We start from the raw sequence: 13264 nt of genomic DNA on the forward strand, positions 1-13264 counted from the left end.
GTACATTCCGCTACTCACTTGGTTTCATTAGCTCGCTCTATTTAGACAGCTTCATTGGTTACTTAATTTATGGATCTCATTTTTAGTCCAACCTTCCCAATTTTGGGTGCAATCTTCATTTTCGCCGCTATTGTTCGTGGCTTCTCAGGTTTCGGTTTCACCTTAGTGGCATTGCCATTAAGTGCGTTATTCGAGCCTGTTATCGAACTGGTTCCTGTCTTCATGTTGATCGATCTCCTAGGCAATGTTCAATTACTGCCTAAAGTTCGAAAGCATGTTAACTGGCGCTGGGTTTTAAAGGTATTTATCCCTTGTTTTGCCTTCACACCAGTCGGCTTACTTCTGCTTAAATCCGTTAGCCAAGACACGATCATCTTGATCATCAGTGCCTTCATTTTTGCGTCTGCACTTATGATCTACAAAGGTTTCCAGTACAAAAGCGAACCTAGATTTACTCCCTATATTCTAGGCAGCCTTGCGGGTGTAATGAACGGCGCGGCTTCGATGTCAGGGCCTCCAATTGGCACTCATGCATTAGCAAGCCCAGTCGCTCCGCACATTGCCAGAGCAGGCCTGATAGCCTTCTTTGTATTGGCTGATTCCACTGCGTTTGTTTCGGCATCTATCGCTGGGTTAGTCGACCGCGATGTAGTTTGGCTGACTCTCGCGCTTCTACCAAGCAGCATGCTTGGCGGTTATGTGGGTTCTAAACTGTTCGAGAGATTTGGTGGAGCGAAGTTCAAGCCAGTCACCATTGCATTGCTGATTGTGATTACAATATTCAGTGCAGGTCGAGTCATACTGTAACTGGCTTTAGCGGTTAAGTTTGGACGTTGCTTTTACGAATTGGTTTCGCGAATTGATTGCGCTAATTGACTGCGGAAAGTGATTAAGAAAACTGGGTACCAATGACTACCATTCGATATGGATAGGGGTACCCATTTTTACAAGTTGGAGAAACTCATCCATATCTTGATTGGTTAACGCGATACAGCCATCCGTCCAATCAAAACTTTGAATAAAGCTCGGCGAACGACGCTCGCCGTTTTTGATGCCATGGATTTTGATGTTTCCTCCAGGATCTACATCATTTTGCTCTGCCCATTGCATATCCGAAGGTTGCGGATAGTTAATATGTACTGAGCGATAAAAGTCCGACTCTTCCATCACATAATCGAGCTGGTATTCCCCTTCCGGCGTTCGGTTGTCCCCTTCAAAGCGTTTATGCCCTTTCGGTTGTTTGCCTAGCGCAATACGAAACTCCTGAATCACCTCTTCACCTTTTAGCAGATACATCCTACGTTTCGATTTATCGACTTTAACTAACGTAACCACTTGCGACAGCGAATCTATCTCAGATGCGCTATCCGGTACGTTGTAAAACTGTCGAGAGGAACTTTGAGGTGGACGTTTCGATGACCCTTGAGAAAGCTGAGCTACCTTTTCATCAGGGCTACTGTTAAGAACATCATCCACAATAATCACATGCTCGGAGTTTGAGCTCGTGGAAGAGGTTGAGTTAGATGAAGACGTTGAGACACGTTGAGAATGAGCCGGTGCAGACTCGAATACGATGGTTTCGATAGCGGTCGCGTCAGAGACTATTTTCTCGACCACGACTTGCTCAGCATTCGCGTTCGAAGCCACAAACAGTAAACACAGTGATAAAGGCAGAAACAGACGCACCTTTAGATCTCCTCAAAACGCATGGACATGGTTCGTGACTGAGTTTCCATTCCTAACGACTCATAGAAACCCTGAGCTTGTTGGTTAAACTCCATTACCTCCAACCTAAGTTCTATCGCTCCTCTCGCCTGCGCCCATTGATTAAAAGACTTCATTAACGCTCGACCAGCACCTTTGCTCTGAACCTGATCGTTCACCACAATCGTATTGACCCTTGCCACCTTGTGCGGCTGAATAAAACTGACGCCTTTGTTCTGCGTTACCTTACCCGCTAAAAAGCCAACGACTTGCTTGTCGTCTACTGCAACCAAGAAAGCGCCAAGTGGGTCAAGCATCAAACCTAACCAATACTCTTCACTGTCGGCCAAGCCTTGTGACGCTGGTGCAAATACCATAGGCGCACCAAGATGATGTTGACGGTTTATCTGCTCAGAGAGCGCTAAGATCGCGTTAATATCAGTTACCTTGGCCGTCCGGATTTGCATATCATCACCTTGTTTGAATTCAATAACACCTTAGCAAAAATGGCTTAGTTGTGCACCGTTACACTGGTCAACTCAGACGCTCTGTGAAGGCTGAACATTAATATTAGGCACTATGTTTAGGGAAATTGTTCCGTAAATCTCAGGCACATTGCCAGCCGTTGAGTGCTACTATCTCTGCAGAATCAATATACTAACGACTGGATACCTATATGATTAAGTTTGCTGTAATTGGAACCAATTGGATTACACAAAAGTTTGTTCAAGCTGCGCACGAATCTCAATCGATGCAACTTGCTGCGGTTTACTCTCGAAATCTAGACAGCGCGGCACAGTTCGCCCAAGAATTTGACGTTGAAACCACGTATGACTCACTCGACGCATTGGCCAATGACAACACTGTAGAAGCCGTGTACATCGCTTCCCCTAACTCACTGCATTGCGAGCAATCTATCTTCATGATGGAACACGGCAAGCATGTTATCTGTGAAAAGCCGGTTGCATCAAATATTGATGAAGCAACACGCATGTTCGAAGTCGCTGAGAAAAACGGTGTGGTGCTGTTTGAGGCGTATAAATCTCAATTCCTACCGAACTTTAAGCAAGTTCAACTTGGGTTAGAAAAGATTGGCAAGGTACATAAAGCACACATCAACTACTGCCAGTATTCATCGCGCTACCAAAAATACCTAAACGGCGAGAACCCAAATACCTTCAACCCAGCTTTTTCTAACGGCTCATTGGTCGATATTGGCTTTTACTGTGTTGCCGCGACAGTCGCGCTATTTGGCAAACCTGAAAACGCACAGGCTTCTGCAAAGCTACTTGATTCAGGTGTCGATGCTCATGGCTGTGCGATCTTCCAATACCCTGAGTTTGATGTGACCCTTGCGCACTCCAAAGTCAGCGACTCTTATGCGCCAAGCGAGATCCAAGGTGAATTAGGGGCGATCATCATCGATCACATCGCTGAATGTACTGACGTTAAGATCCGCTACCGCGATGGCACGGTAGAAAACCTTACTCAAGCACAAAGCGAAAACTCCATGAGTTACGAAGCGCAGGCCTTTGCTAGCTGCATTGCTGGCGACAACGCAACACAAGCGCAGGCCCAACTGCGCGCTTTAACGGTTGCGAAGTTAATTACAGAGATGCGCCAACAAGTTGGTGTAGTGTATCCAGCGGATAAATAACGTCACAGCGTAAGTTAACAAACTGATTTTTAATACATAATTATTTATACATAACTGAATTTAATCTTTACGACAAATAACCGGATTAGTTGATTGAGGTCCCATCTGTTTAAATCCGCGTTCGATATCTATCGTATTTATTTAATTTATTGAAGGTGTGTAAAGTGTTTTCAGTTGATGATCGCGTTGTAGCAACAAAAGGTGTTGAACTAGGTGAAATGGTAGTAACTGGCCTAAGTGCTGGTGGCGGCTACGTTCACGTTACAACGGTAGAAGGCGCAATGACGCTTACTTACCCAGCGCAAGATCTTAAAAAAGCATAGTTTAACCACTCTGCCCTTTTAGTAGTCACTCTACTAAAGGTAACAAAATTGAGGCTTTGGCTGACTTCACTCTTCTGCATTAGAGTAAGCAGCCAGAGCCTTTTTTATGCCTGTAATTTACCCACTAGCTTTCTCATTCGCTTACTCGTTACAATAAAACCGCACTCAACTGACAATAGAATTAGGCAACGAGTTTCTACACTAAGTGCTTATTCCCATCGTTCTCTTGATATCCCCGAGCACTTAATCGCAGTGAATAGTTCTTGTTAACAAAGGCTTATTGTCTGCGAAAGTTTCTGGTACATTAGCATCATCTTATACTAAGAAAGACCCGAATGAGGGAAGCTATGAAGCTTTACATTTACGACCACTGCCCTTTCTGTGCAAGAGTCTCCTACATTGCTCAATCGCTAGGCTTGAACATTGAGCTTGTTTCTGTCGATTATGATGATGCCCAAACCCTTATCGATCTGATCGGTAAAAAGATGGTGCCCGTCTTACAAAAAGACGATGGCTCTATCATGGCAGAGAGCCTAGATATCATCGCGTACTTCATGGACTTGAAATCAAGCGATGAGCAGCGTGTGCCATCTGAGCAAGTGACTGTGTTCCAAACTCGCGCATTCCCTCTTACTCAACAGATTGGACGCCCACGTTGGTGGAACCTCGACTTGGCTGAATATCGCTCTTCTGGAGCCAAAGAAGCTTGGCGTGCCAGTAAAGAGACCGAAGGTTTTAACTTTGAAGAACTGTTAGAAAAGACGCCTCAGTTCGTTCAACTGATTAACCCATTACTGAAAGATGCCGAACTCTTACTGGATCTAGAGAATGGTGAGTCATCACTGCCTCTAGTCGATCAAGCGGTGTATTTCTCGATGCTTCGTGGCTTTTGCGTAGAACCAAGCATCACATGGCCACCAGCACTTGAACGCTGGTTAGAAAAGAAAAGTGAAACGCTAAAGCTGTCTTTACTTCGCTAGAAAGCTATCTCGATTAAGAAAGCAAGCTCTGATTAAGAAAACAAGCTCTGACTCGCAAGCGACTACAACGAGCACAAACAAAAAATCGAAGCTCTCAGGTGTAAACTGCGAGCTTCGATTTTCTTTTATCTGGCCATTCTATTTCTCTAAGGCTTTGTCTTACAGCAGACGCCTTCTCAAACCTGTTCGCTCCAAGATTCGTGTCGAAATTTCTTCAACCGATAGTGAAGAGGTGTTGATGTAAGGTATCGCTTCTCGACGGAACATCGCCTCTACCGTTTGCAATTCATACAAACATTGTGAGTCACTGGCGTATTCGCTGCCTGCTAAGCGGTTCTCACGAATTTCAGTGAGCCTTTCTGCATCAATGGTCAAACCAAACAGCTTATGTCGGTAAATCTCAAACTCTGGCAACAGCTTTAAGCGTGCCAAGTCATCGTGGATAAATGGGTAGTTTGCTACGCGTAAGCCAAACTGCATCGCCATATACAAACTTGTTGGTGTTTTGCCACTTCGAGAAACACCCAACAAGATGATGTCGGCTTCTTCCAGCCCTTTTAGCGTGATGCCATCATCATGCGCGAGCGTGTACTCAATCGCAGCAATACGGTCGAAATACTTCACCGAGTCCTTGTTTACACTGCGTGAGCGCTGCAACTTAGGAACAGGCGCCATCTGAATGTCATCCTGTACTTTCTGCACGATGCTCTCTAACACGTCATAACAGTGCGCGGGCGCTTCTAGCAATTTGGTTTTGATATCAGGTATCACAATCGAAAAGAACACTAGCGGTTCTAATCCGGTATCACGATACGAAATTTCAATCTCTTTTAATAAATCAGAAAGTTTGTCCTCACTTTCCACAAACGGAAAGGTTTTTTCATTGGCTTTAAAAGGGAATTGACCTAGAACAACATGCCCTAAAGTCTCACATGTTATGGCCGTTCCATCAGAAACATAGAATACATCACGACTTTGGATATCAATTTGCATTTTTTATTTAATGTTTAAAATTATTTTGAGTAGGATGGGAACCATAATATATATAACGAAACCCTGCTGACTATTACGTCCCCCACAGCTTTAAAAAATAATTTACATTTTTTTAAACTGATACGTAATCGTTTGCCTTTAAATCCCTACAATGCTTGCTATGTTTCTGGAGAAATAAATGCAAAATAATACCCTATGGTTCAATGGCCTATCCATGGAAGATGTCGACAAAGTCGGCGGTAAGAACGCCTCACTGGGCGAGATGGTTTCTAACCTGTCCAATGCTGGTGTTTCTGTACCTAATGGTTTTGCTACCACCTCTTATGCGTTTAACGACTTTCTTGACTACAAAGGTCTTGATGAGCGCATCCACCAACTACTTGATGAACTTGATGTTGAAGACGTTGACGCACTGCGTAAGACAGGTGCAACGATTCGACAATGGGTTCTAGACGCACCCTTCCCAGAATCACTAGAGCAAGACATCCGTGATAACTACCGCGAGCTAATCGAAGACAACGAAGAATTGTCTGTAGCTGTGCGTTCATCTGCAACCGCAGAAGACCTTCCAGATGCTTCATTCGCAGGCCAGCAAGAAACCTTCCTTAACGTGAAAGGCATCGACGCGGTACTCGAAGCAACCAAGCACGTTTACGCGTCACTGTTTAACGACCGCGCTATCTCTTACCGTGTACACCAAGGCTTTGACCACCGTGGCATTTCATTGTCTGCGGGTATCCAGCGCATGGTTCGCTCAGACAAAGCCTCTTCAGGTGTGATGTTCACGCTTGATACTGAGTCTGGCTTCGACCAAGTGGTATTCATCACCTCTTCTTGGGGCTTGGGTGAAATGGTTGTACAGGGCGCAGTGAACCCAGACGAGTTCTACGTTCACAAGCCAATGTTAGAAGCGGGTCACTACCCAATCGTTAAAAAGACGTTTGGTTCTAAGTTGATCAAGATGATCTACTCGACCAATCAAGAAATCGGCAAGCAAGTCGATATCATCGACACCGACACTCAAGAGCGTAACGAGTTCTCACTCAACGATGAAGAGATCAAAGAGCTAGCAAAACAAGCGATGATCATCGAGAAGCACTACCAACGTCCAATGGACATTGAGTGGGCGAAAGATGGCATCGACGGCAAGCTTTACATCGTTCAGGCTCGCCCAGAAACCGTATGTTCTCAAAGCGATCAAAACGTTATCGAGCGTTACGAGCTAAACAATAAGGCGGATGTCTTGGTTGAAGGCCGCGCTATCGGTCAGCGTATCGGCTCTGGCCCTGTTCGCTTAGTTGATTCTCTAAACCAAATGTCACTGGTTCAAGAAGGCGACGTGCTGGTAACTGACATGACAGACCCAGACTGGGAACCTGTGATGAAGAAAGCGTCTGCGATTGTGACTAACCGTGGTGGCCGTACTTGTCACGCTGCGATCATTGCTCGCGAGCTTGGTATCCCAGCGATTGTTGGTTGTGGTACAGCAACAAGCAGCCTAAACGATGGCGATACCGTGACAGTGTCATGTTCAGAAGGCGAAACAGGCTACGTTTACAACGGCGAACTCGATTTTGAAATCAAACGTTCTGAGGTTGATGAGCTACCAATGCTACCAACTAAAGTAATGATGAACGTGGGTAACCCAGATCGTGCCTTCGACTTTGCACAAATCCCGAACGAAGGTGTTGGCCTTGCTCGTCTAGAATTCATCATCAACAAGATGATCGGTATTCACCCTAAAGCGCTGCTTAACTTCGATGCACAAACGGATGAGCTAAAAGCGGAAATCAACGAACGTATTCGTGGCTACAAAGATCCTATCGATTTCTACGTAAGCAAATTAACAGAGGGCATCGCGACCATCGCTTCTGCATTCTGGCCTAAGCGTGTGATCGTACGTATGTCTGACTTTAAGTCGAATGAGTACAGCAACCTTGTAGGCGGCAAAACATTTGAACCACATGAAGAGAACCCAATGCTGGGCTTCCGTGGTGCATCTCGTTACATCTCACCAGTATTCGAAGACTGTTTCGAGCTAGAAACTCAAGCGATCAAACGTGTTCGTAACGAGATGGGACTAAAGAACGTTGAAATCATGATCCCATTCGTTCGTACTCCAAGCGAAGCGGCATCGGTTATCGACATTCTGGCTAAATTCGACCTTCGCCGTGGCGACCAAGGTCTGAAAGTGATCATGATGTGTGAGCTACCATCGAACGCAATCTTGGCTGATGAGTTCTTGAAGTACTTCGATGGCTTCTCTATCGGCTCAAACGACATGACGCAACTGACACTTGGCCTCGACCGAGATTCAGGCGATGTGGCACACCTCTTCGATGAGCGTAACCCAGCCGTGAAAGCAATGCTGAAAATGGCGATCGATGCGGCAACCAAAGCGGGTAAATACGTGGGTATTTGTGGCCAAGGCCCATCTGACCATGACGACCTAGCAGAGTGGTTAATGGAGCAAGGCATCAGCTCTGTTTCACTAAACCCGGATACGGTTATCGATACGTGGTTGAAGCTAGGTAACGTTGCTAATAAATAAGTAAATAAGTAACGCTTCACGCGGTACCTTAACGACAAAAGCCAGTCGCGTTGACTGGCTTTTTTAGGTTCTTTCCAAATTAGCTGGCTAGAGCGCTAGAAGTAGTATCTCACACCAACCCAAGCTTCGGTTTGCCAACCATTCGGCATTGACACACCTTTCACATCAACATCCGCTTTGGTAATGTCATAGCGCGTATTCAACCACCAAGTTCTTGCAGTGTTCATCGGCACATTTAACGATGTTTTAAATGAGAAGTTTTGCATGTCGATATCATCACCAGAAAGATCTTGCCACTCAGGAACCAAAGACACATAAGCGCCAGAGTCACCGAGATGCTTCGCGGTAATCAAACCAAGCGAGTACCCCGTTAAATCATCTTTAGATGAAGTGACGCCAGGGATCTCCATACTACCAGTCATCAGTCCTGCTCTTGGAAATACCAGGAATCCACCGGTATAAGCTGGATTAATCGCAACAACACCGCCAACCGACAATAAGTCATTTTTAATACTGTTGCGCGTATTAATATAATCTAATGAAAGACCCACTTTAGGCGTAGCTTTCGTCCCCGTTTCAAAGACGTGGAAGTACTGAATTCTAGAGTTGCTGTACTCTGTACCGAATTTGTCTGGATCGCGAAGCGCTGTGTTGCTTTCATCGACAAACGTCCCTTCGGCCAGTAGGGCAAACTGCTGACCGTTTTCTAAACCGCCAGAAACTTGCCCTTGAAATTGGATATCTGAACTACCATTCAGCATCAATGCAGCTTGAGTATAAACTTTAGTGACATCAGCAGGATCGATAACACGTTCGGAATCTGAATCGGCATGTGCAGGAAGGGCTAGACCTAAACTCAACGGGATTAATAGAGCAAACTTTTCATTATATCTCTCGAAAGTCGTTTGCTTCCTCCTTGAAGCCTGGAACATCCTGTTAGGTAATAAATAGATTACTTGTCAGCAAGTAGTTTTGCTGCCGAACGCATTAGTGCAGGGCCTTTATTCTCACCAAAACCTGAGTGGTATGGGTTGGTTGAGAACATCACACCCACAAAGTCACGCGCCGGATCGATGTAAATAAATTGGCCTAGGTTGCCGCTTTTCGACATCGCACCATCGTTGAAAATGAAATCAAACTGGTATGCGTTGTAGTCTGCTTTTTCGTTGTATGCGTGCAGTGAACTGCTCTCTTTGCTAGTACCTACGAATGCTTTTGGATCACCGCCGTTGCGGATACGATCAATCACAGCTTGTGACACCACTGGCTCATCAGCCACCGCTTTCCAGCTAGGTGTAAATAGTGTTCCCCAGCGAGCCATATCTTCTACCGTTGATGAAACCAAGCCAACCGCGATCGCCATGCCATCTGGCGTCAAGTTGAATTGCATTGGTTGACGTGCGTGCACTTTTGACCAAACACGATCTTCGAATACTTGAGTCCAAGTTTTGTTTTCAACGTTTTCAACTAACTTAGTCAGCACCATGGTGTTGATAGATGCATAACGGAAGTGGTCACCTGCTTGTTCACCTTCCAGTTTCTGTGCACCTTGAGCCACTTCCATCCAAGTTTCCATTTCACCCGTTTTTGCACGAGGTGAGTTGAACGATGCCGCGAAGAAGCGCACCACATCAGAGTCTGGGTTCAAGATAGACTCTAATGTCTCTTCATTGTCTAGAGCGGTCGACATGTTCAGAACTTGGTGTACTGTGATACCATCCCAGTTCGTTCCTTTCAATTCAGAAACATACTCAGCGATCTCTTTTTCAGGGTCGACTTTGCCCTCTTCCACTAACATTGCGATCACTGTGCCAACCGTCGTTTTTGCTGTAGATGCCCAAACGTGCGTATCTGTCGGCTTCATACCTGGGTAAGCTTCGTAAACGATCTCCCCTTTGTGAATCAACATAAAGCCTTGGGTACGGAACTGTTCATCCGCCAAGTACTCATCCATTGTCAACTGACCTTTGCTTTCAGTATCAACTTTCAGTGCAGCGAGTCGTGGGTCGATATTTTTGACTAAAGGCTTGTACTCTTCGTTTGGAGCCGCCAGTGCCGTTGGTAGAAACTCACTCATGTGCATGTTGTAGTAAACGCTGTGGTCGCCGCCCATCTGCCAATGAAAGTTATTGAATAACTCACGAGCTGAGTCAGTAAAACTTGGGGTAAATGCTGTGCTCGCCTCTTTCACGGTCAAGGTAACTTGAGCACCTTCAACTTTCAGAGCTTCTTCAACTGGGTTTGCTGCAAGAGCAAATGATGATGCGGTCGCTAACGATACTAGAACGGCATTGTGTTTAAGTTTCATAATTGTTCTCCTTTTTGGGTTAGGAAAAGTATAGGGAGATGCGCTACACTCAATTAGGTCACTTGATGACATTTAATGGTAGGCACAAAACAATGAAAGCATCATCGAACACCACCAGCATACTGCTCACTTCGACCAGTAACATTGCTCCATATATTCAGTATTGTGACAAACATAGACTGGATTGGCGCACCGTCGCCGTTGCGTGCGGTCTACCCATTGAACTGACACAATCCAATCAATGGCTTCCTACACAAGACGTGATTCGCTTCATTCATGGCCTTGAGCGTAAGTTTGGCTATTCGATAGGGATTGAGGTTGGACGTAAGGCCTCTCTAGAGCAATTGTCACCTGAGCTAGACCGAAAAATTGAACAATGCACTTCTCTCGAGCAAGCGGTACGCTGCTTGATTACTGAAATATCGACCTTAAGTAATCACGTCACCATATGGACGGAAAAAAGCGATGGATTGTGGTGGCTGTGTCATCGAAGTTGCTATCACCCATCGACCTCAGGTTTTGAACAAGCAGAATGGTTTCGCGCCCTGACCGTGATTAGCCTATGCCGTAAGTTCATTGACAGTCGCTGGCAACCATCACACGCCAAGTTGGTCTCTAAGAACAACAGCGCACGTAAATTACCTAAGCATTTCTTTGATTCTGATATTCAGTTTGAAGAGCAATACGGTGCGTTCTCGATTCCGCTGCCCGATGATTATCGTGCCATTTCAGAACGAAATAGTACCCAAGATTGGCATCACGCTGTCGAGATATTAATAGACACCTATGCGACTCTACCTTGGTTCAATATTGAGTGGTTTGCGACCATGCTCGGCATGACAAAACGAACGCTGCAGAGAAACCTGAAGAGCAAAAACATTCTCTTTAAACAAGCCAAAGAACAAGTTCGGGAAGCTAAAGCAAAACAGCTACTTGAAGAGACCAACCTTTCTGTTCAAGACATCAGTTGGCAAGTGGGTTACAGCGACTTGAGTAATTTCAATCGTGCATTCAAAGGTTGGGTTGGAGTCACGCCACCAAGTTATCGGGATAAAGCGAAACATTAGAAATAGTCGAATGGAAAACCTTTAGACCCAATCCGCTAATATAAAACTCAGAAACAAGATACGACACCTTAAATTTCAATAAGCGAACGCATAAAGTTGCATTGCACAATACTCACATACCGATGAAACTGTGCAAAGGTAATATCGATAGATTTAATGACATTTATTGGTATCGAGCTAACGTTACGTTATCCTTTACGCAATTCTTCATTGAATGGATTGTCACTACGACAAACCTACCTTCAAGACTGATAAGAGTGTTATGAATTCTACGACCGCAACTCCCTCGCCTTCTCTTGGCCGACAACTCTATACAATGACATGGCCAATGCTGTTTGGGGTGCTCTCCCTGATGAGCTTCCAACTTGTAGACAGTGCTTTTATTGGCCAGTTAGGCGTACTGCCGCTCGCGGTTCAAGGCTTCACGCTACCAATTCAGATGATCATTATCGGGATTCAAGTCGGACTAGGCATCGCGACAACGGCTGTGATCGCGAGAGCTATTGGGGCTAACGAGATACGCTATGCCAAACAGCTCGGCGGATTAGTCGTTGCGATGGGCAGTGTGAGTGTCGCGCTGTTCTCGGTCATCATCTATCTGTTGCGTGGTCCTATTTTACAACTCCTCGATGCACCACCGACGGTACTGCCGATCATTGATTATTACTGGATCTATTGGCTGGTAAGCTCTTGGACAGGCGCACTGCTCTACTTTTTCTACAGTGTGTGTCGTGCCAATGGTAATACCATGCTGCCCGGTTCGATGATGATCGCGACCAGCATCATCAACTTGATATTGGACCCGATTTTCATATTCACGCTCGACATGGGCATCAACGGAGCCGCGATTGCGACCATCTTGGCGTTCGGTGCGGGTATCTTTATCGTTGCTCCTAAGGTAACTAAGAAGCATTGGATGACATTCGACTGGCACGATCTTGATATCGGCAAGAGTATTCGTTCTATAGGAAACATCATGGGGCCTGCGATGATCAGTCAGCTACTGCCACCAGTCTCTTCGATGCTCGCCACCAAACTGCTTGCAGGCTACGGCACAGCAGCCGTTGCAGCTTGGGCGCTAGGTTCACGTTTTGAGTTCTTTTCGATTGTTGCAGTGCTTGCTCTGACTATGTCGATGCCACCTATGATTGGCCGAATGTTGGGAGAAAAGAACCTACGGAACATACGTAGTCTTGTGAAGATTGCCGTGATGTTTGTATTAGGATTCCAATTGGTGATCGCACTGGTAACTTGGATGTTCTCTGGCGGGTTGGCAAATCTCATGACCAGCGAAGACGAAGTCTCGACCATTTTGAACTACCACTTACTTATCGTTCCTATCAGTTTAGGGCCGTTGGGTATCTGTATGCTGATGGTTTCTATCTCGAATGCGCTTGGTAAGTCTTATACTGCCTTAACGATATCAGCACTGCGCCTGTTCGCCTTCTTCTTGCCTTGCTTGTGGATTGGTTCGCAGCTTGCTGGTATTGAAGGCCTGTTCTGGGGTGCCATGGTGGGTAATGTGCTTGCCGGTACATGTGCTTGGTTTATGTACCAACGCGCACTTGGGCAAGTCGAGGCTAAGCTTTCTAATTAATCAGTTAGCGAACTAAACGGCTTGCCAGCTAAACCGCTATAAAGTTATTAAACGAAAAAGCAGCCACTTATACCAATTAAAGTA

12 protein-coding genes are annotated in these 13264 nt (G+C 45.6%); 7 read left to right on the forward strand and 5 right to left on the reverse strand.

Annotation, left to right across the window (positions count from 1 at the left end; genetic code table 11):
• Positions 1-69: 69 nt before the first annotated feature.
• The gene (locus AB4558_RS08670; protein ID WP_372073512.1) at positions 70-807 is read left to right on the forward strand and encodes a sulfite exporter TauE/SafE family protein; all 738 of its coding nucleotides are present in this window, start codon (positions 70-72) and stop codon (positions 805-807) included.
• Between the two features lie 105 nt (positions 808-912).
• Here the strand turns inward: AB4558_RS08670 and AB4558_RS08675 are convergent, their stop codons facing one another.
• Positions 913-1686 (reverse strand): murein L,D-transpeptidase family protein, encoded by a 774-nt coding sequence (locus AB4558_RS08675; protein WP_017067270.1) that lies wholly within the window; start codon positions 1684-1686, stop codon positions 913-915.
• Positions 1687-1688: 2 nt separating this feature from the next.
• Positions 1689-2171 (reverse strand): GNAT family N-acetyltransferase, encoded by a 483-nt coding sequence (locus tag AB4558_RS08680; RefSeq protein ID WP_017064907.1) that lies wholly within the window; start codon positions 2169-2171, stop codon positions 1689-1691.
• A 209-nt stretch (positions 2172-2380) separates the two neighbouring features.
• Between AB4558_RS08680 and AB4558_RS08685 the strand changes: the two genes are divergently transcribed.
• The 3 genes from AB4558_RS08685 to grxB all read left to right on the forward strand — a co-directional run bounded on the left by AB4558_RS08685 (position 2381) and on the right by grxB (position 4664).
• Positions 2381-3361, forward strand: a complete 981-nt coding sequence (locus AB4558_RS08685; protein WP_017060561.1) for a Gfo/Idh/MocA family protein — start codon at positions 2381-2383, stop codon at positions 3359-3361.
• Between the two features lie 164 nt (positions 3362-3525).
• A complete protein-coding gene (locus AB4558_RS08690; protein ID WP_004733064.1) occupies positions 3526-3684 on the forward strand; it encodes a hypothetical protein in 159 nt (52 codons plus the stop codon).
• Between the two features lie 347 nt (positions 3685-4031).
• Complete coding sequence (grxB, locus tag AB4558_RS08695) at positions 4032-4664, forward strand: glutaredoxin 2 (protein WP_372158638.1); 633 nt, start codon at positions 4032-4034, stop codon at positions 4662-4664.
• Between the two features lie 159 nt (positions 4665-4823).
• On the opposite strand, the gene AB4558_RS08700 is transcribed toward grxB, so the two are convergent.
• Positions 4824-5657 carry a pyruvate, water dikinase regulatory protein gene (locus AB4558_RS08700; RefSeq protein WP_017060559.1) on the reverse strand — a complete coding sequence of 278 codons (834 nt, stop codon included), beginning with the start codon at positions 5655-5657 and terminating at the stop codon, positions 4824-4826.
• Between the two features lie 178 nt (positions 5658-5835).
• Between AB4558_RS08700 and ppsA the strand changes: the two genes are divergently transcribed.
• A complete protein-coding gene (ppsA, locus tag AB4558_RS08705) occupies positions 5836-8208 on the forward strand; it encodes a phosphoenolpyruvate synthase (protein ID WP_372158641.1) in 2373 nt (790 codons plus the stop codon).
• Positions 8209-8303: 95 nt separating this feature from the next.
• On the opposite strand, the gene AB4558_RS08710 is transcribed toward ppsA, so the two are convergent.
• Entirely contained in the window at positions 8304-9140 is an 837-nt protein-coding gene (locus AB4558_RS08710) for a hypothetical protein (RefSeq protein WP_372158479.1), read from the reverse strand.
• 20 nt (positions 9141-9160) lie between these two features.
• The gene (locus tag AB4558_RS08715) at positions 9161-10516 is read right to left on the reverse strand and encodes a serine hydrolase (protein ID WP_108202781.1); all 1356 of its coding nucleotides are present in this window, start codon (positions 10514-10516) and stop codon (positions 9161-9163) included.
• Positions 10517-10608: 92 nt separating this feature from the next.
• On the opposite strand from AB4558_RS08715, the gene AB4558_RS08720 reads away from it, so the two are divergent.
• Positions 10609-11583, forward strand: coding sequence for an AraC family transcriptional regulator (locus tag AB4558_RS08720; RefSeq protein ID WP_017071579.1), 975 nt, complete (start codon positions 10609-10611; stop codon positions 11581-11583).
• A gap of 262 nt (positions 11584-11845) precedes the next feature.
• Complete coding sequence (locus AB4558_RS08725; protein ID WP_372158646.1) at positions 11846-13180, forward strand: MATE family efflux transporter; 1335 nt, start codon at positions 11846-11848, stop codon at positions 13178-13180.
• Positions 13181-13264: the final 84 nt, after the last annotated feature.

Source organism: Vibrio sp. 10N.222.51.C5 (assembly GCF_041474575.1).
GTDB classification, from domain to species: domain Bacteria; phylum Pseudomonadota; class Gammaproteobacteria; order Enterobacterales; family Vibrionaceae; genus Vibrio; species Vibrio crassostreae_C.

Bases quoted from the DNA above. Each gene is read 5' to 3' on its own strand.
- AB4558_RS08720 (WP_017071579.1), top strand. From the start codon at position 10,609: ATGAAAGCATCATCGAACACCACCAGCATACTGCTCACTTCGACCAGT.
- AB4558_RS08725 (WP_372158646.1), top strand. From the start codon at position 11,846: ATGAATTCTACGACCGCAACTCCCTCGCCTTCTCTTGGCCGACAACTC.
- AB4558_RS08685 (WP_017060561.1), top strand. From the start codon at position 2,381: ATGATTAAGTTTGCTGTAATTGGAACCAATTGGATTACACAAAAGTTT.
- AB4558_RS08670 (WP_372073512.1), top strand. From the start codon at position 70: ATGGATCTCATTTTTAGTCCAACCTTCCCAATTTTGGGTGCAATCTTC.
- AB4558_RS08710 (WP_372158479.1), bottom strand. From the start codon at position 9,140: ATGTTCCAGGCTTCAAGGAGGAAGCAAACGACTTTCGAGAGATATAAT.
- AB4558_RS08715 (WP_108202781.1), bottom strand. From the start codon at position 10,516: ATGAAACTTAAACACAATGCCGTTCTAGTATCGTTAGCGACCGCATCA.
- ppsA (WP_372158641.1), top strand. From the start codon at position 5,836: ATGCAAAATAATACCCTATGGTTCAATGGCCTATCCATGGAAGATGTC.
- AB4558_RS08680 (WP_017064907.1), bottom strand. From the start codon at position 2,171: ATGCAAATCCGGACGGCCAAGGTAACTGATATTAACGCGATCTTAGCG.
- grxB (WP_372158638.1), top strand. From the start codon at position 4,032: ATGAAGCTTTACATTTACGACCACTGCCCTTTCTGTGCAAGAGTCTCC.
- AB4558_RS08700 (WP_017060559.1), bottom strand. From the start codon at position 5,657: ATGCAAATTGATATCCAAAGTCGTGATGTATTCTATGTTTCTGATGGA.